The following is a 24,117-nucleotide window of genomic DNA, read 5'->3' as shown; positions in this document are numbered from 1 at the left end:
ATTCCTCCTCTAGATTTCCAGCGTCCCGACATTCACCGTCCGGATGACGAGACGCCCTGATTGTGAGTGGAACTCGATCGTTCGTCCATTCGTGCCGCCAACATCTTCGGCAACGAGTGGAATTTTGACTTGTTGAAGCATTGCTTTGACCGCAGCGATGTTTCGCTCGCCAATCCGCATTGATTCATGTTCATACTTAAATTGAAACATCTGAGCCCCTCCCGCGATCTTCGCACGTAATCGGATGGCTCCACTTGCTCGTAATTCGCGGGCTACCTCTAGAATTGCCGTATCCGCGAACTTTCCGACTTCAAGCTCCCGATTCCGACTGATCGCTGAATCAGGCAACATGACATGCGCCATACTCGATAACCCTCGTTCCTGGTCATAGATGACGACGCCTACGCACGATCCAAGACCCGCTGTCCGTAAAATGACGGGGCGTTTACTGATGGCGTACTCCGCAATCCCAATCCGTACGATTTCATCCATTCAAGTCCACACCCAATCGTTCGAAGACCGTCTGAAAGGCGTTAGCTTCAGGCAATAAAAGTAAATGTCCGGTCAAATCGTTTCCTGCACTAGACAAGTGCGTGTCGATATAGACAGCCATATTTCCTGGAGTCGTAGATTCAAGTAAGGCTACTTCAAGTAACGCACCAACCATATCAAACGCTGATGCAGGAACACTGACATGTAACGATAAATCGAGCCAATCGGAGATAGCCCGAGCATACGCTCCTATTAAAATATTCCCAATTTCTTCCCAAGCAGAAACCCCCATTTCGTGGGAATCGGAAAAAAAGTGGAATTCCGTCTGCATCAATTGGCTAACGAGCTTCTCTGCATCACGAAGTGGCATCAAAAAAAGTAACGTTGCTTGAATATCGCCAGAAAAACGTAGCAATGCACCAGCGGTATACGTTTCCGCCCCACCACTTCGCTCGATGATCGTCGTGAAATCCTCAAGCTCAGCGGAAGGTACTTCGATCTCAATCGGTTGTCCAAGTAAGGTCGAAAGTGCTGTCGCTGCGTGACCAGCTCCAATGTTGCCGACTTCCCGTAAGATGTCTCGTTCGTTTGGGTTAAGCATGAACGATGTCCTCAAATAAGCGATTCGGTTCAATCAGTGAGAACAATTGCTGGTCACCTTTGGCGACCGCAGTCAAATAGGAGGCATCCTCCTGCTTTTGTTCACTGAGCGGCTCGATGCGAACATCCGTTGATTCGACGACTTCATTTGCCCGGTCGACGATGAATCCAGCATCCCCATGCTCTAAAGTGGCGATGATGATGCGTGTCTCTTCTGTCTCTTCTGTTAACTCGAATCCAAGACGGGCGCGCAAATCAATCACGGGTGTGACGACACCCCGCAAATTGATGACTCCTTTGACATAAGATGCAGCGTTCGGAATCCGTGTGATTGGGATGAGTCGTTCGATTGAACGAACAGACTGTACATCAATACCGTATGCATTATCTTCTAATTGAAAAACAACCCATTTTTGTTCCATCTTCGTTCCCCTCACTTCCGTAATAGTGCATTGCTGTCAATGATCAACGCGACTTGTCCGTCTCCAAGAATCGTTGCGCCAGAAATGGCACGGATACCTTCTAGATAACTACCGAGTGGTTTCATGACGATTTCTTGTTGACCGATCAATTCGGATACGATCAACCCTGCTAATTTTTCGCCACTCCGGACGACGACGACCGAATAGGCTTCTGCTTCATGCTGCGGCAATCCATACACTTCATTCAGCGAAATAAGTGGAACCAATTGTCCACGGAAATCAAATACTTTCTCCCGGTGCGCTTGCAGGATCGCTGATTTACGTAAGGATGTCGTCTCGATGATGGCAGTGAGCGGAATCGCATACGTCTCTTGTCCGAGCTCAACGAGCATGGCTGAGATAATCGAAAGCGTTAATGGTAAACTGATACGGAAAATCGTTCCTTCTCCGCGGCGCGTCTCAACGAATACTTCTCCGCCTAATGATTCGATCTTCGATTTGACGACGTCGAGACCAACACCACGACCAGACAAGTCCGTGACTTCTTCTGCCGTCGAGAAACCAGGTGCGAACAACAGCATCGAAGCCTCTTCGATCGTTAATTGCATCGCTTCTTCTTCCGTGATCAATCCTTTTTCAATCGCAATCCGTGTGACACGTTCGTGATTGATACCTGCTCCATCATCTTCAATCTCGATGAAGACTCGGTTTCCTGAATGATAGGCACGAAGCGAAAGATTTCCTTCGACCGGTTTATTCGCTAAAATCCGTTCCGCTTTGTTTTCAATTCCATGATCGATCGCATTACGGATCAAGTGGACGAGTGGATCACCAATCTCATCGATGACTGTCCGATCAAGTTCCGTCTCAGCACCTGTAATGTGTAGTTTGATATGTTTTCCGACATCCTTCGAAACGGAACGCACCATCCGCGGAAAGCGATTGAACACTTGTTCAATCGGCATCATTCGTAACGTTAAAACGAGTGATTGCAATTCGTTCGTACCTCGTTTGATCCGTTCGACCGTATCTGTCAATTCCGGTGAGCTGACTTCTGCTGCAATGCGTTCCAATCGACCGCGGTCGATGATGAACTCTTCAAACAGGTTCATCAAACGATCGATTCGCTCGAGATTGACACGAATCGTTTTCGAAGCGACAGGAGCAGATAGATCCGTCTGCTCTGGTGCTTCGGGTGAGGCTGTTGGTGCAGGTACTGATGTCGCAACCGGCACTTCCTGTGGAAGGGTGGATGTCGCTACCTCTGCTTCCGGTGTTGCTTCGAACACGTCCATCGTGACTGTTGCGACTTCTGATACAGAAGCAATCGCTTCTTGAATCGTCATCTGATCTTGTTGCGTCACGAACAGGACTGAGAACGTCGTCTCGAAATGCTCTTGCTCCAGTTCATCCGAGGTCGGATTCGACAAGATGACATCTCCGAGTTGCTGTAAACGATCAAACACCATGTAGACGCGTGCCGCTTTTAAGATGACATCCGCTGAAAGTTCGACTTTTACGATATACGCCTGGTAACCGGACGCAATCGATTGTTTGACGACCGCTTCCGAATAGACATCACATTCGAATGTTGATGATGCAGTTGATGGCGTAACCGAAATGATTTCTTCTTGTTCGGGACGAATGAACTGCTGTAATCGTCTCACTGTTTCCGTGACGTCAAGTTTCCCTTTTCCACCACGACTGATGTCTTCTACCATCGTTTCCAGTTGTTCAGCAGCCACGAAAAGGACATCGATCAACTCAGCTGTAGCAGGTTGTTTCTTTGATCTAACTAAATCAAGAGCGCTCTCCATCTCATGCGTCAAATCAGCGATCGCATCATATCCCATCGTTCCTGCCATCCCTTTTAGCGTATGGGCAGAACGGAAAATTTGATCGATGACCGCTTCATCGTCTAATCGTTCTTCAAAAACCAATAAGCTTGTGTTAATCGCTTGTAAATGCTCCATCGACTCATCGAGGAACAACCCTACGTATTCATTTAAGTCCATGACTGATACCCTCCTTTAATCTTAACGGACATGATCTTTTCGCTTTTTCAGACGATGTAACAATCGATCTAAAAACTTCCGCTCCTTGACTTGTACACCTGTCAATGATGTCGTGATGTGATCGAGTCGCCAACTGACGTCGCTCGTTCGATCCATCAAGTAAAATGGCATCTGCGCCTTGACTGCTTTAACGACTGTCGAATCTTCTGGTAAAAAACCGGTAAAGCGAAGAGGTTTTTGTAAAAACTGTTGGCTGACGAGCGCCAGGCGATCAAACGTTTCAAGCGCTTCTCCACCATTCGTCGCCCGATTAACGACGACGGAAATCGGGAGATCCGTTGCATGGTGATGTGCCAGTTTGACGAACGCATAACCGTCCATGATTGAAGTCGGCTCCGGCGTGACGATCAGCCAGGCTTCGTCTGCACTACTGATAAAATCGAACGTCTGATGGTTCGCACCGGCTCCTAGATCGAGTAACACATAATCATATTCATAGAAAAATTGGAATTCCCGCAGCAGGAAGACGATATCCTCATCTGTAAAATTCGTCAGTTCCGTAAATCCACTCCCGCCATGAATGAAATGAAGGAATGGAGACTGTTCGACGATTGCATGCTGGAGTGATTCTCGTCGTTTGACGCATTCCATCAAGGATGACTTCGATGATTGCCCGAATAGAATGCCGATATTCGCCATTCCAATATCAAGATCAATCAAGAGTACTCGCTTGTCTTGCAACGATAATGCCACACCTAGATTCACCGCGACATTCGTTTTTCCGACACCGCCTTTTCCACTCACGATGGCAATCGTCTTCGTTTCCTTGACGGTCACTTTTGATCGTAAGACACGTGCTTGATCTTCTCGCATCATCTCATCCCTCTCTCGACGATCATTCGGGATAACTCATCCGCCGTAGCGAACGTGATGTCTTCTGGCACTTCTTGCCCCGTTGTCACGCAATAGATTGGTAACTTCGTCTCTGTCATAAGTCCGAACATTGACCACAGTTCACTTGTTTCATCTGCTTTCGAAAATACAATCCCTGATAAGGGAATCTTACTGAAACGATCGTGGATTTGTAATAAATCTCGATATTTCGATGTCAAACTGAGAACTAAAAATACATCTGTATCCTCAAAGTCATGACGACTTCGTAATTGCTCTACATAAGCTTCATCAAGAAAATTCCGTCCCGCTGTATCGACAAGTACGATGTCGCATGACGTTAGCGCCTGCTTTGCTCGTTCGAAATCTTCCAGGTCGTATGCAACATGAATCGGAATACCTAATATATCAGCATATGTCTTCAGTTGTTCAATCGCTGAAATCCGGTATGTATCGGTTGTGATAAGACCGACTCGTTGATTTTTAATGAGCGTATGATGTGCAGCGAGTTTAGCGATGGTCGTCGTCTTTCCGACACCAGTCGGTCCTGTCAGCATGACATAACGTGCAGTCGACGTTGTTACACGTAATGCCGTTTTTACTTCTTCAGTTAAAAGATCCGTTAATTCCGTTTGTTGCGTTTGATAGTACGCAGTCAGTAATCGCTCATGCAATCGTTCAGACACCTGTTGTAACGCTGGTTCTGCCAACAGCGGTGCATAATGTTGCAATTCTTTTGGCAATGGTCGTTCGCCGACCGTGACGATCGTCGGACGCGTTGGGATCGGTTGGATGGTTTCCGCAATGTCCTTCCGACTGGTTGCTTGCTTCGAGACGATTGGTTCGTTCGACACATGTTCATCCACCGATGCAACCAGTTCCACTTTTTTCTTCGCAAATAAGCCAAAAAATCCGCCCACTTTGATATGGCGAGTATTTAATATGATGGCATCGTTACCGAGTTCGCGTTTAATGCGTTCCATGGCTTCGCTAACGGAATCCGCCGTGACTTTTTTGACTATCATCGCTTAAATCACCCCAATACTCTTAACTTCAATCGTCGGCATTAATTCGTTATAAGATAGAATCGGAACATCTGGAAAATACCGTTCTGTCAATTGACGGACGAACATCCGGATACTTGGAGAAGTCAGGATGATCGGATGTGCGCCGTAGCGTTCAAATTCCATTGCTCGTTCTTGCAACGTCTCGATGAAACGTGTCGCTTTTTCGGGATCAAGCGCTAAATAATTTCCGAACTCCGTCTTTTGGATGGCCGACTGGATATCCAGTTCCATCTCACTCGAGACCGTCACGACATGCAAGACATCTCCTTGCATGACTTGTTCCGTAATTTGACGCGATAAGGATTGACGGACATATTCGGCAAGCAGTTCACTGTCTTTCGTCACCGCCGCATAGTCTGCGAGTGTTTCGAAAATCAATGGTAGGTTTCGAATCGAGACTTTTTCTTTTAATAATTGAACGAATACTTTTTGAAGTTCACCGATCGATAACAGTTGTGGTGTTACTTCCTCGACCAAAATCGGATGCGATTCCTTCAAATGATCAACCAACTGTTTCGTCTCTTCTCGTCCGAGTAATTCAGCGGCATGTTTCTTCAAGAGCTCCGTTAAATGTGTCGCGACGACGGAAGGTGGATCAACGACCGTATAGCCTGACATCTCTGCTCGGCTCCGTGTCTGTTCGTCAATCCAAAGTGCCGGCATACCGAAAGCCGGTTCAACCGTCTCGATGCCTCGAATTTCTGGATCATCGACACCCGGACTCATCGCTAAATAATGATCCAGTAATAGCTCACCACTTGCCATCTCACTTCCACGAATCTTGATTCGATACTGGTTTGGTGATAGCTGCAGGTGATCACGAATCCGAACGGTCGGTAGAACGAATCCAAGTTCGAGTGCTAGCTGCCGACGAATCATGACGACACGATCGAGTAAATCGCCACCTTGCGCTTCATCAGCGAGTGGAATCAAACCGTAACCGAATTCAAATTCAATTGTATCGACATTCAGTAAGGAAATGACCGATTCACTCGAACGCAAGTTTTCGCTCGGCGCTTCCTCAACGGCGACCTCTTCTTGCATCGTCTTCGTCGTCTGTTTCATTCGCCAAGCGAAGAAGCCGAACAACGCTGCAATCGGCATCGTGACGTAATCGGGAATCGCTGTGAATAGCCCGAGTAAGAAGATGGCTCCAGCCGCGATTCCGACGAGTAACGGTGTCCGGGTCAATTGACCGATGACATCCTCACCAAGGTTTCCGTCGGATGTCGAGCGCGTGACGATGATCCCGGTCGCAACCGAAATCAAAAGTGCTGGAATTTGACTGACAAGACCGTCCCCGACTGTCAGTAACGTGTACAGTTCGACTGAATCCGCTATCGGTAAGCCTTGCTGAACGACACCGATGATCATTCCGAAAATCAAGTTAATGATGACGATGATGATTCCGGCAATCGCATCTCCTTTAACGAACTTCGACGCCCCGTCCATCGCACCATAAAAGTCTGCTTCCGATTGGATTTTTTGACGACGAGTCCGAGCTTGTAATTCGTCAATCATACCGGAGTTCAGGTCGGCGTCGATTGCCATCTGTTTTCCGGGCATTGCGTCAAGCGTAAAACGTGCCGACACTTCCGAGACTCGTTCTGAACCCTTCGTAATGACGAGGAACTGGATCAAGACGAGAATCAAGAAGACGACGAAACCGACGAGCGCCTTACCGCCGACGACAAAATTCCCAAAAGCCTCGATGACTTCGCCACCATTTCCGTTTGATAGGATCGCCCGTGTCGTTGAGACGTTAAGTGCCAGACGAAACAACGTGACGATCAATAACAACGTCGGAAAGACAGAAAACTCCAGTGCTTCTTTGGCATTCATCGCAACGAGTAATACCATCAAAGCAATTAAGATATTAGTGATGATTAAAAAATCGAGCATGATAGCGGGTAGTGGAATGACGAGCATGAAGACAATCATGATGACGCCTAGCAGAACCGTTAAATCTCGTGTTGATATACTCATGATGCTTCATCCTTTCATTTTGCTTGTTTCAGTTGATAGACAAAGGCGAGTGTTTCAGCGAGCGCCTGATAGAACGTTTCATCCACTGCCATACCAATCTCTGTTTGAGCGAATAACGCCCGCGCCAGCGGACGATTTTCAACAATCGGGACATCAGCTGCTGTCGCCTTCTCCCGAATCCGGAACGCGACAGCATCTACGCCTTTTGCAACGACGATCGGTGCCATATGTTTTCCGTCATCGTATTGGATCGCTACCGCATAATGGGTCGGGTTCGTGATGACGACGTCGGCATTCGGTATTTCTTGCATCATCCGCCGCATCGCCATCTCCCGTTGTTGTTGTTTAATCTTTCCTTTGATTTGAGGATCACCTTCCGTGTTCTTATGCTCATCCTTTAAATCCTGTTTACTCATTCGAATCGACTTTTCGAAATCAAATTTTTGATAAGCGAAGTCCAGAATGGCTAACGCAATCAAGGCGATACTGACCGACAAACCGAGTAAAAATGTTAAATGACCAATGATAGCTAACGCATCGCCGATTGGTTCCGAAGTCAGCCTCGAAATCTCGACTTTGTTGTTCCAAAGAACCGTGCCACTCGTGACACCGATGACTAGAAGTTTAAAAACGGATTTCAAAAACTCGACGAGTGCTTTAACGCTAACAATCCGTTTGACGCCTTGAAGCGGATTGATCCGGTCCAGCTTCGGCTGAATCGCCTCACCACTTAAGAGCACACCAATCTGAACGAAATTGCCAAGGATTCCGATGACGACCGCTGTTAAAAAGAACGGTGCGACTAAAATCCCCATTTGTATCAGCATCTCGACTAAAATCTGTTCAATTCGTCCCTCTTCAACAGCTTGCAGAACTTGACTTGCACTGAGACCATCTTGTAGGACGAGTACGAATCGCTGCCCTAGAAATGGACCAAAAAAATAGAGAACAAGAAACATCGCGAATAACATAAAACTGCTCGTTAAATCTGCTGATTTTGCGACCTGTCCCTTCTTACGCGAGTCATCCCGCTTTCGAGGTGTCGCTTTTTCCGTCTTCTCACCAGCGAAGTACTGAAGATCAAGGCGTAATCGATATGAATGCATGTCCTTAACCTCCTAGTAATCGAATGGCGTCTGCAAGTACATCTTGCAACAATGGAACGAATCGACCGATTCCTGTGATCGTCGCTCCTGCTAATAAAAACAGAATCGCGTACCCCATTAAAAGTTTGACGGAAAAACCAATCGCAAAAATGTTGAACTGGGGTGCCGTTTTCGCTAAGAAACCGAGTGCGAGATCCACTAAAAAGAGTGAAACGACAAGTGGCATCGCCATTTGTAAGGCAGTCAACATCGCAAGACCAACGACACGGATGACAAGGCTCATTCCAGCGTCCCCTGATACCGCAATCAGACTGCCCGGCGGAAAGATTTGAAAGCTCGTGTAGATGCCGTCCAGTAAAATAAGATGCATATCAGAAGCGAGTAGAACAAGTAACGTCAGCATGTAATAAAATCGTCCGACGATGGGTGACTGCCCGCCAAACATCGGATCATAAGCGGAAGCCATCGCAAGACCCATCTGCAAGTCGATGATCGAGCCCGCGATTTGTGGGGCATACAATAAAAAACTGGCAAGTAAGCCAAGAGCTAGCCCCACTAAGACTTCCGTTCCCATCCGAAAGAAAAAATCGAAGTCTTCTACACGAACGTCTGTCTTCACGGCGTAGCTCGCAAAGTAAGCAAGTCCCGCAGCAAGCGCTAATTTATGTTGCGCTGGTAATTGCTTTGATGAAAACAAAGGCGCCGCGACAAGAAAACCAACGATCCGTCCAAAGACGAGTAAAAAAACACTCAGGAAAGAAAGTAACGTCATTTTCGGGAAACCTCAGCGATTTGTTTGAATAGATCAATCGTAAAGGTCTGTAGCTCCTGCATGATCCAAGGTCCAAAGAAGACAAGTGCTAAAAATACGGCAACGATCTTCGGAACGAATGATAACGTCTGTTCCTGAATCTGTGTCGTCGCCTGCAAGATACTGACGAGCAGACCGACGACGAGCGAGACAAGTAATAAGGGAGCCGATACCTTGAGTAATGTCCAGACAGCAGAGCTTGCCAACTGAATAATCATTTCTTGAGTCATCTTTTCTCCCCCTAACGCATACTGACGAGCAGTGATTCAACGATCAGGTGCCAGCCGTCAACTAGAATAAATAACAATAACTTAAACGGTAACGCAATCATGACCGGCGGTAACATCATCATCCCCATCGACATCAAAACACTCGAGACGACCATGTCGATGACAAGGAAAGGTATGAAAATCATGAAACCGATTTGAAAGGCCGTCTTCAGTTCACTAATCGCATATGCTGGAACGAGTGCGACGAGTGGGATATCTTCAATCTTTTCCGGTTTTTCATAATTACCGTATTTTAAGAATAATTCTAAATCATTCGTTCGCGTGTGCTTCGACATGAAGCGTTTCATCGTATCTCCCGCTTTATCAAACGCCTCATCTTGACTGATTTTATCGGCCATATATGGCTTTAAGGCCGTCGTGTTTAATTCCGATAAAACGGGCGACATGACGAAAAGCGTGATGAACAGCGCCAGTCCGACGAGTAGCTGGTTTGGTGGCGTTTGTTGTGTTCCGAGCGCCGAACGGACGAACGACAACACGACGACGACACGCGTAAAACAGGTCATTAGAATTAGTAATGAAGGCGCCAGCGACAACAACGTCAGTAATACAAGCAGTTTGATCGATGTCGCTGTCCCTGACGGAGTATCAAGTGAAATCAGGTTTTCAATCGTATTCATGAGCGCCCTCGATTCTTCTGTAGTTGCTCGAGTTGTTGTTTGAACGTCTCAAGGAATGGTGAAGGTGCTGATTTCGAAGAAGACTCTTCAAGATCCGTCGGTTCGTATCCCTCTAAATCGTCCAATGTGTCTAATAGTTGTACGTTCTCACCAACACCGACGACATAAATCTTATCCTGCACTTTCACTAACTGAACCGATCGATCCTTACCAAGTGGTACACCACCTAGATGAGTCAATCGACCGGAGTGTCTTACGCCTCGTGTCCGTTCATGAATGAATCGCGTCACGAGGATGAATCCGCCGATCAAGACGACGAGAACGACGACTCCTTTGAAGATAGTCAACGCCATGGAAGGACTCTCATCGACTTGCTGAGTCGTCGGTGCATCGCTCTGAGTTGGATTCAATTTTTCTTCGACCGTTTCCGCTTGTACAGGAAGTGTCAGCAGAAACAGGAGACAAATCAGCAAAGTCACTTTTTTCATGACGAGACAGTTTTCGAGACCGCTTCAAGCACACGATCCGCTTGGAACGGTTTGACGATGAAATCTTTTGCACCTGCTTGAATCGCGTCGATGACCATCGACTGTTGCCCCATCGCCGAACACATGATGACCTTAGCCGCAGGATTGAATGCTTTGATTTCTTTAAGCGCAGAGATTCCGTCCATCTCAGGCATCGTAATGTCTAACGTGACGAGGTCTGGTGTCAATTCCTTATACTTTGAGACCGCTTCGCGTCCATTTTCTGCTTCACCAACGACATCATAGCCGTTCTTCGATAGAATTTCCTTGATCATCATCCGCATGAAAGCGGCGTCGTCTACGATTAATACTTTTGCACTCATAATAGTTCCTCCTTAGAACATCCGAAGACGTTCTTTTGTATTTACGATTTCTGTAATACGTACACCAAAGTTCTCTTCGATGACGACCACTTCACCCGTTGCAATCAATGTATTGTTGACGAGAACGTCAACTGGTTCGCCTGCCAGTTTATCCAGCTCGATGACAGAACCTTGTGTTAATTCCAATATGTCACGAACGGAGCGGCGTGTCCGCCCTAACTCAACCGTGACGTTCAATGGAACGTCATATAACATTCCGATATTGCCTGGTGTCCCCTCTACTTCCATCTCGCCTAACTGGCTGAATTGAACCGGACTGACACTGACTGGCGTTGCTTTCGGCTCAGGTGGTGGGGCGACTGTCCGTTGTTCCATCGCGGGTGCCGGTGTCGGTTGTGCTTGTGGTTGTTCTGGTTGCGCTTGTGCCGTTGCTTGTGGTGCAGGTTCTGCTTGTTGGGTCGTACTCGCGCTAAAGAGTTTTTGAATCAATTGTTTCGAGAAGTCCAGTGGTGCCAATTGAACGATTTTGGAATCGATCATCGTGCCAATCTTCAAATCAAACTCGATGATGACCATGTTTTCCCAAAGAGAAAAGCTATCGACGATGCTCTTATCTTGTGAAAAATCAAAAATTTCAACAGCAGGTGGTGAGATATCGATTCGCATGGAGAACACGGTCGACATCGATGTCGCAGCAGCTCCCATCATCTGATTCATCGCTTCCTGTACAGCAGATAGAGCAATCGGGTCCATCTCAAGTGATTCATCAATGACACCATCGCCTCCCATCATCAGATTCGCGATGACGGAAGCATCACGCTGTGTCAGGATCAGGACGTTTTCTCCTTTAAATCCTTCTGTATAGCCGACACGCAACGCGACGTGTGGAATCGGGTAACGACTTCGTAATTCTTCCATCGAAATCATCCGGACGTGCGGTGTCGTGATTTCTACTTTTTGATTCAACAATGCCGATAAGGCCGTTGCTGAATTCCCAAGTGAGATGTTTCCGACTTCCCCTAGCGCATCGATTTCCATATCATCTAATATTTCGTCTGCGTCCGAATCTTGCGGTTCATCGTTTGATGGCGTTCCGCGTAACAACGCATCGATTTCATCTTGCGAAAGCATATCGCTCATGTTATTCCTCCTCAATTCGTTGTAAGACTTGCAAAGCGAGGTGTTTCCCGTTTAGTCCCGGTCGGGCTTTAAACATCTTCCGGTCATCGACGAATACATCGACGGCATCCGAGGCTCGCGTCTTCAGGGATAAACAATCGCCTACTTCGAGGTGTAACAATTCACCAAACGATAGCTCTGTTTGGCCGAGCACTGCTTTTAAATCGACGACGGAACTCATCAACTGCGTTTGCATGTGTTCAGACTCTTGATTATCTGCTGTCGTTCGCTTTTCTTGTTGCATCCAATAATGACTTGATAATTTCGGAAGAACGGATTCAAGTGTTACGAACGGCAAACAGACATTCAACGTACCGCTCACTTCTCCAACCGTTACATAAATCGAAACGAGGATGACCGTCTCATTCGGAGAAACGAGCTGTAGAAACTGCGGATTGATCTCCAAATCGTCGTACTCCGCCTCGACTTCCGTCACCGACTCCCAAGCGGCACCATATTGGACGAAGGCACGTTTGAACAATTGTGTCAGAATACGCGTCTCAATCTCCGTTAAATTTTCAATCTTGTTCATCCCTTCACCCGGTCCTCCAAGTAATCGATCGAGCATCGCATAAGCAATGTTCGGATTGACTTCGAACAAGACTTTACCATCAAGCGGATGAAGATTGACTAGATTGATCAATGTCATATTCGGAATGGAATGAATGAATTCATCGTACGGGAGTTGCTCGACTGTATTGACCGTGAACTGGACGTACGTCCGAAGTTGTGCAGAAAAATGCGTCGTCAACACTCGGGCGAACTGTTCATGGATTCGCGTTAAATTCCGTAATTGATCTTTTGAGAAGCGAAGCGCTCGTTTAAAGTCATAGACTTTGACACGGCGCTGCTCCTCTTGACTTCGGATTTCCTCGACTTCCATATCTCCGCTTGAAATGGCTGATAGCAAGGCATCGATTTCATGTTGGGATAATACTTCGCTCATGCTGCCACCTCACTGGATGATTTTTTTCGTCGTATAGACACGCTGGACATCACCTTCTTGGATGAGCTTCTTGAACTGCATCCGCAACCGTTCTTCAAGCTTTTCCATATCCGCTTTTGAATCTAAGTCCGACTTTTTCATCGCAGATAAATCACCTAAGATGATGTTATTGATTTGAAACTTTCGTAATTCTAAATCATCGCGTGTTGCTTGATCGTCTGTAACGATCGTGAATTGGACATTCAAGAATCGTTCATCAGCGATATTCGTCGTCAAGTCGTCTGTCTGAAGACTTCGTGCATCAAGTTCTTCACCTGTCGGCTGTTCGACTTTCGCTTCTGTCGTATCATTAGCCAAAAAGTAATTCATGATCATATACCCTGCCCCAACCATCAATGCTGCGACAATGATCATGATCAAAGGGATTTTTAATTTACTCTTCTTCTTTTCCTCGGCCATCTTCGAGCCTCCTTACACTGTTCAAGCCCGCTAATCCGATTTGTTGATAAAAAGCGATTGCGATTGCCTTGACCTCTTCTATTGATTCCTTCACGACATAAATCTGTCCACCGACGAGTTGAATCGTCGTATCCGGAGTGGAACGGACAGATTCGATCAGTATGGCGTTTAGTACGAGTGGTGCATTACGTAATGTCGTTAGCGTAATCATCGTTTCAGATTGACCAGTTCCTCAAGAACTTGGTCAGAAGTCGTGATGATTCGGGTATTCGCTTGGAAACCACGTTGAGCAATGATCATCTCCGTGAACTCTTCTGATAAGTCGACGTTTGACATTTCGAGCGTTCCAGATGTCAATTGCCCCATTCCATCCAAGCTTGGTGTTCCAAGTACCGGTGCACCTGAGTTTTGTGACGCTGCGAATACGTTGACACCTGATTTTTCTAGACCACCCGGGTTAGCAAAGTTCGCGATCGTGATATAACCGACGTTTTGTAATGCTCCTGTCGTATCGACATAAGTAACGAGACCGTCTTTACCAATTGATAAGTTACGCGCATCCGTTGGTACTTTTAGTTTTTGGAATCCTGCGCCACCTGCTTCTGGAAGGGGTACTGGCGGAGTACCGTTTGCAGCTCCTTGTGTCCCAGTACCGATTAAGTAGTTCCCGTCACCTGTAACTAAGTTTCCATCAAGATCCGTATAGAAGTTACCCGAGCGTGTATAACGAATTCCTTCCGCAGTGACGACTTGGAAGAACCCTTCACCAGAAATCCCGACATCGAGAACACGTCCCGTATTTTGAAGTGCTCCTTGGTTGTAGACGTTATCTACTGTTGACATCGATGCTCCAAGACCGACCTGTTTTGGGTTCGTCCCACCGACATTACCACCAGCACCTGATGATGAACCAACTGATTGGCTGACGAGATCCTTAAACGTCACCCGTCCTTTTTTATAACCGAACGTGTTGACGTTCGCGATGTTGTTCCCGACGACATCCAGTTTCGTTTGGAAGTTCTTAAGCCCACTGATTCCTGAATACATTGAACGTAACATTATTTTTCCTCCTTTGATTGAATCTGCGTCAGTTCATACACACTGATTTGTTTTCCGTTCGATAGTTCAGCCATGATATCCAGTCCATCTCGTTTTACGCTAACGACACTGGCTGTCTCTTCGACGGTCGTCGTCTGCTCTGCTCCTGAAGCATCAGTCGTCTTCGACTCCGCTTCATAACTAACTTTTTTACCAATTAGATTACTGTAAGATAGTAACGCTGTCGCATGTTGGTTCAAGACCATCGTGTCCATCGTCTTGCCGATTGCTTGCATCTGTTCAAGTGAAGAAAACTGTGCCATCTGAGCAATGAAATCCTTGTCTTCCATCGGAGCCGTCGGATCTTGATTCGACAGCTGGGCAATCAGAATCTTCATGAACATATCCTTGTCCATCGCTTTATTCGTCGGTACTTGTGATTTTTCAGGAAGCTGGTATGAAGTACCATCTGTTTTGATTGCATCAGTCATCGTCTTCCTCCTCTTCTTCCTCTACTGGAGTGGGTGTTTCTTGATAAGGGGACTCATGCTCCTGCTGATCACGTGTGAACGACTGTTGAAACTCCCGTGCACTAGAAGCAATCATCCCCGTCTCGATCTTTACGACTGGCGTCTGCTGATGTAAAGCTGTCTGCAATTTTCCAAGTTGTTGCTCGATCGATTGTTTCGCTTGCTCAGTACTCGCAAACAGTTTGACGGTCAATGCCCCCTCCTTACGATCGAGTTGAACGACGACCTCTCCAAGCTGCTCTGGATAAAGACGAATCGACAATCGCGTTGACCCGTCAGCACCTTTTAAGAAAGGTGCTTGCTGAAGTGCGGCTTCGATTCGTTGTTGAATCTGTTCTGGAATAGGTAGCGGCACCGGACGAATCGTTTGCAACGGGATACCTTTATAAATCGGCATGCTCATCGGAGGCGGAGTGGCTTTGCCTTCGGGATCAACGGGCATGGTCGCTTTTCGCATGAGTGAAGCGAATGCCAACGGAAGCGGTGTCTTTCCTTTCGCCTGCTCAGCTACAGCTACAGTGTCCGACTTGAGCGTTTCGACAATAGGACCAGTTTGCGGGAGCGTCTGTTTCACAGGCAACGCGGAAATGTCTCCTTCAATCGTAGGAAGTGATGGTTGTTTCAAGTTGTTCGTATGATGATCTTTCATTTTGATCGTATCGTTCGTCACTGTCTGTAAGACGACTTGCTGAAGCAATGGTGGCAATTGATCGAACTGATTTTTCGCCTGCTCGACATTTCCTTCGAGCAATTGTTTGACGAACGCTAGTAGTTGTTCCATTTTCTTCGGTTCTTGTTTTAACGCCTCTACTTCCGGTTGTTTCAGTAAAGAGAGAAGCTCGTCCGGTTGATCTACGAGTTCTTGTATCCAATCCGGTAATAGTGGTGTCTCCACTTTCGTCTCGAGTGCTGTCAAATCAGCTGAGACTGGTGACGGTGACATTGTTGGTAACTTCGTCAGATAATCCAGTAACGAAGCAAATTGACCACCAACCGTTGTCATTTCTCCTTTTTTCCCTGTTCCAGTATTCAAGTTCGGGGAGGACGATTGTATTACTTCCGTCATGTTCATCAGGCTTCCCTCCTTACTTCGTCGCGAGTAGCTGTGTTAAGGCTGCTGCTTTTTTAGCGTCCATCTTGGCAATGATTGCTGCCTGTTGTTCCGCATCGATGTCTTCGATGATCGGTACGACTTCTGTCGGACTGAGTTCGTTTAAGATGAGCGCAGCATCCTTTGGTGCCATTTCAGCATAGACCTCTGTCACAGATGCAGCTTTTTTCTTCGTCGTCTTCGTTTGATCCGTCGTCGCGGGCGTCGGTGTTTGTTTCAAACGATCCCGCTCTGCAATCAAACGTTCGACTTCCTGCTCTTTCGCTTTTAATGTATCCGATTGTTCTTTGCTTTGATTGCGTAGTTTCTTGATTTCTTGATTCGCTACTTTCAGACGACGTTCGAGTTCTGCTGACGGATTTGCTTGATTCGTAGTCGTTTTTTCCGTTGCGAACGGTAAGGATAGCAGTGGACGTCCATTCGCATAATTTAATACGAAATAAGCTGTCAGCAAGATTAAAATCAAAGGAATGATTAATAAAGGTAAGATCCATCCTTTTGACGTTTTATTTTCACTCATATCATCCGTCCTCTTCCAAACTGTAACAATGCCAGTTCATCTAATTGATTTTGTTCCGTCAAAGCTTCGATTCGTTTTGTTTCAACCGTATGATTCTCTTGAAGACGACTAAACTTCTTCTCCTCGATCAACGCTCGTTCGAGTGCTTCCTGTGCGCGTTCATAGCGATTTTTCGATTGTGTCACGTACAGTTGTTGCCGTTCGATTTCTTGCTTCACGACATCTCGAGCCCGCTCTCGATATTGCGAAGACGTTAATTCGACGATGCCAATCTCATCTTGCGCCTTCAGAAAGGATTCATAACGGACGAGCAGATGATATAGTTTTTCGACTTCGATCTCATATTGCTTTTTATGAAGGCTCAATTCTTTTGCGACGCGATCTTTCTCTGCTTCAGCTAAAGGAATGATTCGTTCATAAATCGTCTTCATCTTCCGCCCTCCTTACTGAATCGTTGCCATGAGTTGCTGACAAGCTTTCTCGAAGTCACTGTCTTCATGGATTTGTTGTTTTAAGAAACGGATCAGCTCCGGATATTTATCGACGGCACGATCAATTTCTGGGTTCGTCCCTTTTTTGTAGGCGCCGATATTGATTAAGTCTTCCGAATCAAGATACGTCGATAGCAGCTGTCGAAATGCGACGGCAGCAGTCTTTTGTTCAGCAGTCGTGATTTGATTCATGACACGACTGATGGATCGTAAGACATGAATCGCTGGAAACTGTCCTTTGTTCGCAAGATTACGATCAAGAACGAAATGACCGTCTAAGATTCCTCGTACAGCGTCAGCAATCGGTTCATTCATATCGTCTCCATCGACGAGTACGGTATAAAAAGCCGTGATCGAACCATCCTGTGTCTTACCACTACGTTCAAGCAATTGAGGAAGAAGAGCAAATACGCTTGGCGTATATCCTTTTGACGCAGGTGGTTCCCCTGTCGCAAGACCGATTTCTCGCTGTGCCATCGCAAAACGTGTGACGGAGTCCATCATCAAGACCACATTCTTACCTTGATCTCGAAAATGTTCAGCGATGGCTGTTGCTGTATAGGCGCCCTTTAGACGAACAAGTGGCGGTTGATCACTCGTCGCTACGACTAAGATGGAGCGTTTCATCCCCTCTTCTCCAAGCTCTGCCTCTACGAATTCCTTCACTTCACGTCCGCGTTCACCAATCAAGGCGATGACGTTGATGTCTGCTGTCGATCGTTTTGCAATCATACCGAGTAATGTCGACTTCCCAACTCCTGATCCTGCAAACAAACCAACGCGTTGCCCTTGACCGACCGTTAGTAGACCATCGATGGCACGAATGCCCGTCGAGAGAACATCACTGATACGAGGACGTTCTAACGGACTTGGTGGTTTGCGAACGATTGATGTAGTACGGAAATTTTCTAATGACTCTCCGTCCAGTGGTCTCCCTAGACCATCAAGCACCTTGCCAATCAGTTCATCGCCTACAGGGACGTGGAGTGGTTTTCCTGTCGCAAGAACAATTGAGCCTGGAGCAATCGATGTCGTCTCACCGTACGGCATGAGTAGAACGTGACCCTCTCTAAAACCGACGACTTCCGCTTCGATCGTCTGTCGTTGTTGAATTTGAATCAAACAACGCTCGCCGATTGCGACAGCCGTTGGTCCGCGTGATTCAATCATCAATCCAATCACTTGTACGACCTTTCCGGAATGCTGAACGAGTTCTTCCGGACGAATTTCTCGCACGGCGGCTTGAATCGCATTTACGTTAAACATGATGTAAAACCTCTTTGATTTTGGTTTGTAGGGCTTCAAAGCCACTTGTCAAACCACCTGTGATTGCTCCGTTCTCCGAGTCGATCCGATAATCGCGTGCTTTTAGCGCTGGATCAAATCGTAATTGAATCGTCGCATTAGCACCTAGAACACCTTGGAGTTGCTCTTCAAGCAGAACGACCCGTTCAAAGTCCACTGGTGAAGCGTAGATAATGATTTTTTCACGATCTCGGAACTGAATGATCAACTGATGTAACAATTGGTATAATGCCTCTTCTTCTTCATCGTGTAACTGCTCTAGAAACTGATGCGTCACCTGGAGTCCAAGCACACACAATTCATGTTCCAATCGCATCAATCGCTCTTGATTTTGCTCTTCGATTCGTACAATAAACGTATTCGTCGTTGCGATTTGCTCTTCGAACGTTGCTTGTCCTTCCGCACGTCCTGTTTCAAATCCAGCTTGGTATCCTTCTTCATATCCTCGTTGACGTGCTTCTTCTAATGCCTGAAGACGTTCGTGTTCAAACTCACGCTGACGCTGTTCAAACTCTAAAACCATCGCCTGGCGAAGACGTTCTAGTTCTGCGTGACCTTCTGCCATCCGCTCTTCATAGAACGTATCTGGAACGATTGCCGATTCTTCCTGACTGGAACGAACCTGCACGAGCGTTCGCTCCTGTCGTTCAATCACTGCTTGTCGTTTGATGACGTTAGACAACAATATCATCTCCTCCACCACGAGCCACGACGATCTCACCCATGTCTTCTAAGCGGCGGATGATTCCGACGATTCGACTTTGTGCTTCTTCGACGTCTCGGAGACGAACAGGACCCATGAATTCCATATCCTCTTTGAACGATTCGACCATCCGTTGTGACATGTTGCGGTAGACCATATCCTTGACGTCGTCTGACGATACTTTGAGTGCCAATAGTAGATCTTCGTTCGATACTTCGCGAATGATGCGCTGAATCGCCCGTGCATCGAGCGTGACGATATCTTCGAAGACGAACATCCGTTTTTTGATCTCTTCTGCGAGTTCTGGATCCTGAATCTCGAGCGTATCGAGAATCGTTCGTTCCGTTGTCCGGTCGACCCCGTTCAATACTTGAACGACCGCCTCGATACCGCCAGACTGCGCAAAATCTTGCATGCCTGCTTGTGACAAATTCCGTTCGAGAATTTGCTCTACTTCGCTAATGATCTCCGGGTTCATTCTGTCCATCGTCGCAATCCGCCGTGCTACATCGGATTGTGCTTCTGCCGGTAGCTCCGAGAGAATCTGTCCTGATTTGGCAGGATCAAGATGGGCAAGAACAAGCGCGATTGTTTGCGGATGTTCATTTTGAATGAAGTTCAATAGCTGTTTTGGGTCTGCCTTTCGTGCAAACTCAAACGGTCGGACTTGTAACGTCGATGTCAGGCGATAGATGAGTTCCATCGCCTTTTCTTCACCAAGCGCCTTCTCAAGAACCGATTTAGCAAACCCAATTCCACCTTGAGTGATGTAGTTTTGCGCCATCGCTAGTTCATGAAACTCATCGAGAACGACTAACTTATCTTCTGGATCGACTCGTTTCATACTTGAGATTTGTAGGGTTAACCATTCCATCTCTTCTTCCGATAAATGTTTATATACATTGGCAGCGACTTCAGGACCTAACGAAATCATGAGAATCGCAGCCTTTTCCCGACTGTTCATTTCTAGCTTCTTCATCTCATCAATCCTCCGCTAACCAAGTACGTAATAATTTCGCAAATTCATCCGGATTGGATTCAGCGAGTTTTTCAAGCTGTTTGCGTTTGACTGCACCATCGCTCGTATCTTCTGTTGATAATTCCGGAATTTCCGTCTCAATCGGTGTCCATTCCTCAAGTTCTTCGAATTCATTTGCTCTCCGTCGACGCATGAGGAGGATGACTGCTCCGATGACGAGGATCGCTGCTCCACCAAGTGCGAACCATACCCACATTGGTGTTGCCGTCGTCGTTTTCGTCGCTGTCGTCGTTTCCGCGAATGGTCGAGACATGACAACGACCTTATTGGCTAGCTCTGCATCCGTCAGTGTTGCTTTCGCATCTGTCTTCGTTAATGATGTCCGGATGATTGAGTACATCATCGTCTGTAAGTCCGTTTGTAATTGTGGATCGATTTGATTCTGACCTTTTGGTGGCTCGACGATGATTTGAATTCCTAAATCGCGAATCTCATAAGGAGCTCCTGTGATTTGTTTCGTGATTCGATTGACTTCATAGTTGATGATATCGTGTGTTTTTTCACTCGTATCACCCGTCGTTCCAGTACCCGCTGGGAAATTCGTTGTCTCATTTTGCCCCGTACCTGCTGTACCAGCATTTGCAGAGCCTGTGTACGCTTCTGCTACTTTTTCAGCTGACGTGACGATTCCTTCAATTTTATCGGGATCTACTGGCTCGACAAGCTTTTGTTCTTCCTGACGTTTCGTCACATCGACATCTGCCGTAACAGATACGAGTGCTTTTTGTGGACCGAGAACGACAGATAGCATCTGCTGAATCTGCTTGCGTAAATCGTTTTCCGTCGTTTTCTTCAGCGCCATCGGATCGGTTCCACCCGCTGTTTGCGTAGCAGAACCCGGCTCGTAATACGTGAAATACTGATCCATGATCGTAATGTTTTCTTCTTTAAGGTTTGGAATACTCTTTGCAATCAAATGATACAGTCCTTGAACCGTTTGATTGTTAAGATTACTGCCCGCGCTAGAAGTCAAGACGACAGAAACCGTTGAAGATTCCTTTTCATCCGATAGAAAAACACTCTTCTCAGGGAGAGTGATCATGACTTTTGCTGACTCGATCCCATTTACTTGTGTGATCAAGTTTTCAAGTTCCGTCTGCATTGTATCGCGTTCAAGAATATTCATCTCTTTATCCGTCGTTCCGAATCCAGCATTTTCACTAAAGAAGGAATAATCGATTTGACCGGATTTCGGTATACCAGCCGTCGCTAATTCGACTTTTAAGTTTTCGACATTTGCTTCTGGAACAAGAATCGTCACACCATTCGCTTCAGTAACGACTTCCGATGCGATTCCATCTTCATTTAGCTTTTCCGTCACTTGTCCTGCTTCTTGAGGGGATAGCTTCGAATAAAGAGGCGTCATCGTTGGTTTAGATAACCAGATGATGGCAACAATCAACGCCGCTAAAACGACGACGATGATTCCTAAAATCGTCGCCTTCTTCGCAAGTGACCATTCTTTCCATGTCGTATTCATAGCTCCTAATCGAGCTTTTATTCGTTCGTTCATTCAACATCTCCCACGCTTTCCTTAACAGTCACAGTTGCATACGCATCATTTCTTGGTATGCTTCGATGCCTTTGTTGCGGACTTCAAGGGCGAGTTGCATAGAAAGCGATGCCTCTTCTGTTTTAATCATGATGTTATGTAGATCCGTCGTCTTTCCTGTCGCGAGGTCGACGCGCGCTTGAGATGAGGCGTGTTGCGTTGCATTCAGTCCGTTCATCGCTTCACTGAGCACCTCACTAAAATCACTTGGTGTCGTCTTAGCGACCGTCTGCGTGGGTAGTACCATCTGCATGTTTTGAATTGGTTGAATTGCCATCCCGTCATCTCCTCTACTTATTTACCGATCTCCATCGCTTTGACGAGCATCGCTTTTGTGGCGTTCAAGGCCGTTACATTCGCTTCGTAAGAGCGTGTCGCTCCCATCATGTCGACCATTTCTTTTAAGATATCGACATTGGGCATCTTGACGTACCCGAGTTCATCCGCATCTGGATGCGTCGGGTTATATTCTAATTTGAATGGTTCTGGATCTTTCTTCAATTCACTGACCGTGACACCATTGGCAGTCTCTTTCAACACAGCGAGTTTTCTCGCATACGGTTGCCACTGTCCATTGACGAGTTCACCTCGTGTCGTTTGAGCATTTGCGATGTTTGCCGAGACTGTATCGAGCCGCAAACGCTGGGCAGTCAACCCGGAAGCAGATGTATGGAATCCGTTGAACATACTCATCGATTATTTTCCTCCTCGGATAACAGACTGAATACCTGAGAATTTACGATTCAGCTGTTCGACCAATGCCTCATACTCAATTTGGTTGCGTGATAATTCAGACATCTCAAGATCGATATCGACACCGTTTCCATCGTTACGCATCGTATTTGGTCGATCAACGATGCTACCAGAAGTTCCGATTGTTGCATGTCGCTTTAAACTCATTTTCATCTCTGAATCGAGAACATCTCCAAACGTGACACGCTTTGCTTTATACCCAGGCGTATCGACATTCGCGATATTTTTAGCGATGACTTCCTGTGCCATGACCGTTCGATTGACGGCTTGTGTCATTACGTTATAGTCAGATCCTAACCAATTCATCTTCTTTCCTCCACTCGTGGCAACTATATTTAAATTCATGAAAAAAGTAAGTCGTTAGTAATATATCTGAAATAATTGAAACAAATAGGTCAATGTTTGAAAAGAAGTTTTTTGAAAAATAGGGTAATGAGATGTTAATATTCTGTTTTTTATTCCCTTTTCTTATAAAAATGATAAATAATACCTAGTCAAACAAAAAAGACCTAGTGCTTAACTAGGTCTTCTCTGTATTAGCAGCATTTTCCTTTTTTTAGTTCGATTTAATTCGCTCTAATTCATATAGGAAATTATCGTTTAAGATTTTGATGTATGTTCCCTTCATTCCGAGCGAACGTGACTCGATGACGCCTGCACTTTCGAGTTTACGAAGCGCGTTGACGATGACGGAACGCGTAATGCCGACGCGATCGGCAATCTTTGAGGCGACAAGGAGTCCTTCATTGCCTTCGAGTTCTTCGAAGATATGTTCGATCGCTTCGAGTTCTGAATAAGACAATGAATTGATCGCCATCTGAACGACCGCTTTCTTGCGTGCCTTGTCTTCCGCCTCATGAGCCTTCTCACGAAGAATCTCCATTCCGACGACAGTTGCCCCATACTCAGCAAGCACAAGGTCTTCTTCGTTGAAGTCTTCCACCATACGACCGAGGACAAGTGTCCCAAGGCGTTCGCCACCACCGATGATCGGTACAATCGTCGTTTTCGACGTTTCGAACGTATCACGGTTGTCGACTGGGAATGCCGTATGTTCACTATCGATGGCAATGTTTGCTGTCGTTTCCGTGACGTTAAATAACTTTTTCGTGTAATCTTCCGGGAATTGACGTTCTTCTAAGAAACCACGGACCCGGTCATTTTCGATTTGTTGCTTGATTGCGATACCTAGTAACTTACCGCGCCGACTTACGATGAATGTGTTCGATTCCATGACTTCGCTGAGTCGATCAGCCATGACCTTGAAATCAACATGTGTGCTCGCTTCTTGTTGTAACATCGTATTCAGCTTCCGCGTTTTCGCCAATAAATTCATTTTTT

Annotated in this window: 30 protein-coding genes; all 30 read right to left on the bottom strand. The window is 46.4% G+C overall.

Features of this window, described 5'->3' with window-relative positions:
- Positions 1–9: 9 nt before the first annotated feature.
- Positions 10–492 carry a chemotaxis protein CheD gene (locus tag ITJ88_RS04665; protein WP_029342052.1) on the bottom strand — a complete coding sequence of 161 codons (483 nt, stop codon included), beginning with the start codon at positions 490–492 and terminating at the stop codon, positions 10–12.
- Complete coding sequence (locus ITJ88_RS04660) at positions 485–1,093, bottom strand: chemotaxis protein CheC (protein WP_029342053.1); 609 nt, start codon at positions 1,091–1,093, stop codon at positions 485–487. Before ITJ88_RS04660 ends, ITJ88_RS04665 begins: the two co-directional genes overlap by 8 nt.
- Entirely contained in the window at positions 1,086–1,514 is a 429-nt protein-coding gene (locus tag ITJ88_RS04655) for a chemotaxis protein CheW (protein WP_195864787.1), read from the bottom strand. Before ITJ88_RS04655 ends, ITJ88_RS04660 begins: the two co-directional genes overlap by 8 nt.
- 11 nt (positions 1,515–1,525) lie before the next feature.
- On the bottom strand, positions 1,526–3,529 hold the full coding sequence (locus ITJ88_RS04650) for a chemotaxis protein CheA (protein WP_195864786.1): 2,004 nt from the start codon (positions 3,527–3,529) through the stop codon (positions 1,526–1,528).
- Between the two features lie 21 nt (positions 3,530–3,550).
- Entirely contained in the window at positions 3,551–4,402 is an 852-nt protein-coding gene (locus tag ITJ88_RS04645) for a MinD/ParA family protein (RefSeq protein WP_304999647.1), read from the bottom strand.
- On the bottom strand, positions 4,402–5,445 hold the full coding sequence (locus ITJ88_RS04640; protein ID WP_195864784.1) for a flagellar biosynthesis protein FlhF: 1,044 nt from the start codon (positions 5,443–5,445) through the stop codon (positions 4,402–4,404). The genes ITJ88_RS04645 and ITJ88_RS04640 overlap by 1 nt, the downstream gene beginning before the upstream one ends.
- A 3-nt stretch (positions 5,446–5,448) precedes the next feature.
- Positions 5,449–7,473 carry a flagellar biosynthesis protein FlhA gene (gene flhA, locus ITJ88_RS04635; protein ID WP_195864783.1) on the bottom strand — a complete coding sequence of 675 codons (2,025 nt, stop codon included), beginning with the start codon at positions 7,471–7,473 and terminating at the stop codon, positions 5,449–5,451.
- Between the two features lie 14 nt (positions 7,474–7,487).
- The gene (gene flhB / locus ITJ88_RS04630) at positions 7,488–8,579 is read right to left on the bottom strand and encodes a flagellar biosynthesis protein FlhB (RefSeq protein ID WP_195864782.1); all 1,092 of its coding nucleotides are present in this window, start codon (positions 8,577–8,579) and stop codon (positions 7,488–7,490) included.
- 4 nt (positions 8,580–8,583) lie between these two features.
- A complete protein-coding gene (gene fliR / locus ITJ88_RS04625; protein ID WP_195864781.1) occupies positions 8,584–9,351 on the bottom strand; it encodes a flagellar biosynthetic protein FliR in 768 nt (255 codons plus the stop codon).
- Positions 9,348–9,620, bottom strand: a complete 273-nt coding sequence (gene fliQ / locus ITJ88_RS04620; RefSeq protein WP_023468705.1) for a flagellar biosynthesis protein FliQ — start codon at positions 9,618–9,620, stop codon at positions 9,348–9,350. The genes fliR and fliQ overlap by 4 nt, the downstream gene beginning before the upstream one ends.
- Positions 9,621–9,631: 11 nt before the next feature.
- Complete coding sequence (gene fliP / locus ITJ88_RS04615) at positions 9,632–10,300, bottom strand: flagellar type III secretion system pore protein FliP (RefSeq protein ID WP_023468706.1); 669 nt, start codon at positions 10,298–10,300, stop codon at positions 9,632–9,634.
- Positions 10,297–10,788 carry a flagellar biosynthetic protein FliO gene (locus ITJ88_RS04610; RefSeq protein WP_195864780.1) on the bottom strand — a complete coding sequence of 164 codons (492 nt, stop codon included), beginning with the start codon at positions 10,786–10,788 and terminating at the stop codon, positions 10,297–10,299. Before ITJ88_RS04610 ends, fliP begins: the two co-directional genes overlap by 4 nt.
- Positions 10,785–11,150 (bottom strand): response regulator, encoded by a 366-nt coding sequence (locus tag ITJ88_RS04605; RefSeq protein WP_035407009.1) that lies wholly within the window; start codon positions 11,148–11,150, stop codon positions 10,785–10,787. Before ITJ88_RS04605 ends, ITJ88_RS04610 begins: the two co-directional genes overlap by 4 nt.
- A 12-nt stretch (positions 11,151–11,162) precedes the next feature.
- Entirely contained in the window at positions 11,163–12,290 is a 1,128-nt protein-coding gene (gene fliY, locus ITJ88_RS04600; RefSeq protein ID WP_195864779.1) for a flagellar motor switch phosphatase FliY, read from the bottom strand.
- 1 nt (position 12,291) lies between these two features.
- Positions 12,292–13,275: a flagellar motor switch protein FliM gene (gene fliM / locus ITJ88_RS04595; RefSeq protein ID WP_029342065.1), complete on the bottom strand. Its 984-nt coding sequence runs from the start codon at positions 13,273–13,275 to the stop codon at positions 12,292–12,294.
- Between the two features lie 9 nt (positions 13,276–13,284).
- Positions 13,285–13,734, bottom strand: a complete 450-nt coding sequence (locus ITJ88_RS04590) for a flagellar basal body-associated FliL family protein (RefSeq protein WP_029342066.1) — start codon at positions 13,732–13,734, stop codon at positions 13,285–13,287.
- Entirely contained in the window at positions 13,709–13,945 is a 237-nt protein-coding gene (locus ITJ88_RS04585) for a flagellar FlbD family protein (protein WP_029342067.1), read from the bottom strand. The genes ITJ88_RS04590 and ITJ88_RS04585 overlap by 26 nt, the downstream gene beginning before the upstream one ends.
- Complete coding sequence (gene flgG, locus ITJ88_RS04580; protein WP_195864778.1) at positions 13,942–14,793, bottom strand: flagellar basal body rod protein FlgG; 852 nt, start codon at positions 14,791–14,793, stop codon at positions 13,942–13,944. The genes ITJ88_RS04585 and flgG overlap by 4 nt, the downstream gene beginning before the upstream one ends.
- On the bottom strand, positions 14,793–15,263 hold the full coding sequence (locus ITJ88_RS04575; protein WP_058704854.1) for a flagellar hook capping FlgD N-terminal domain-containing protein: 471 nt from the start codon (positions 15,261–15,263) through the stop codon (positions 14,793–14,795). The genes flgG and ITJ88_RS04575 overlap by 1 nt, the downstream gene beginning before the upstream one ends.
- The gene (locus tag ITJ88_RS04570; protein WP_195864777.1) at positions 15,256–16,374 is read right to left on the bottom strand and encodes a flagellar hook-length control protein FliK; all 1,119 of its coding nucleotides are present in this window, start codon (positions 16,372–16,374) and stop codon (positions 15,256–15,258) included. Before ITJ88_RS04570 ends, ITJ88_RS04575 begins: the two co-directional genes overlap by 8 nt.
- 13 nt (positions 16,375–16,387) lie before the next feature.
- Positions 16,388–16,933, bottom strand: a complete 546-nt coding sequence (locus tag ITJ88_RS04565; protein ID WP_195864776.1) for a MotE family protein — start codon at positions 16,931–16,933, stop codon at positions 16,388–16,390.
- Complete coding sequence (locus ITJ88_RS04560; protein ID WP_029342072.1) at positions 16,930–17,364, bottom strand: flagellar export protein FliJ; 435 nt, start codon at positions 17,362–17,364, stop codon at positions 16,930–16,932. The genes ITJ88_RS04565 and ITJ88_RS04560 overlap by 4 nt, the downstream gene beginning before the upstream one ends.
- 12 nt (positions 17,365–17,376) lie before the next feature.
- Complete coding sequence (gene fliI, locus ITJ88_RS04555; protein WP_195864775.1) at positions 17,377–18,690, bottom strand: flagellar protein export ATPase FliI; 1,314 nt, start codon at positions 18,688–18,690, stop codon at positions 17,377–17,379.
- Positions 18,683–19,420 carry a FliH/SctL family protein gene (locus ITJ88_RS04550; protein WP_195864774.1) on the bottom strand — a complete coding sequence of 246 codons (738 nt, stop codon included), beginning with the start codon at positions 19,418–19,420 and terminating at the stop codon, positions 18,683–18,685. Before ITJ88_RS04550 ends, fliI begins: the two co-directional genes overlap by 8 nt.
- Positions 19,404–20,411, bottom strand: a complete 1,008-nt coding sequence (gene fliG / locus ITJ88_RS04545; protein WP_195864773.1) for a flagellar motor switch protein FliG — start codon at positions 20,409–20,411, stop codon at positions 19,404–19,406. Before fliG ends, ITJ88_RS04550 begins: the two co-directional genes overlap by 17 nt.
- 4 nt (positions 20,412–20,415) lie before the next feature.
- Positions 20,416–21,951, bottom strand: coding sequence for a flagellar basal-body MS-ring/collar protein FliF (gene fliF / locus ITJ88_RS04540; RefSeq protein ID WP_230088525.1), 1,536 nt, complete (start codon positions 21,949–21,951; stop codon positions 20,416–20,418).
- Positions 21,952–22,012: 61 nt separating this feature from the next.
- Entirely contained in the window at positions 22,013–22,300 is a 288-nt protein-coding gene (gene fliE, locus ITJ88_RS04535; RefSeq protein WP_029342077.1) for a flagellar hook-basal body complex protein FliE, read from the bottom strand.
- A 17-nt stretch (positions 22,301–22,317) separates the two neighbouring features.
- Positions 22,318–22,716: a flagellar basal body rod protein FlgC gene (flgC, locus tag ITJ88_RS04530; protein WP_029342078.1), complete on the bottom strand. Its 399-nt coding sequence runs from the start codon at positions 22,714–22,716 to the stop codon at positions 22,318–22,320.
- A gap of 3 nt (positions 22,717–22,719) precedes the next feature.
- A complete protein-coding gene (gene flgB / locus ITJ88_RS04525; protein ID WP_058704849.1) occupies positions 22,720–23,082 on the bottom strand; it encodes a flagellar basal body rod protein FlgB in 363 nt (120 codons plus the stop codon).
- A 250-nt stretch (positions 23,083–23,332) separates the two neighbouring features.
- On the bottom strand, positions 23,333–24,112 hold the full coding sequence (codY, locus tag ITJ88_RS04520; RefSeq protein WP_023468725.1) for a GTP-sensing pleiotropic transcriptional regulator CodY: 780 nt from the start codon (positions 24,110–24,112) through the stop codon (positions 23,333–23,335).
- Positions 24,113–24,117: the final 5 nt, after the last annotated feature.

Origin of the sequence: Exiguobacterium abrahamii, from assembly GCF_015645365.1 — a bacterium.
Taxonomy (GTDB): domain Bacteria; phylum Bacillota; class Bacilli; order Exiguobacteriales; family Exiguobacteriaceae; genus Exiguobacterium_A; species Exiguobacterium_A abrahamii.
Note: the sequence above shows the minus strand (reverse complement) of the source record. Positions and strands in the feature narration are given on the sequence as shown.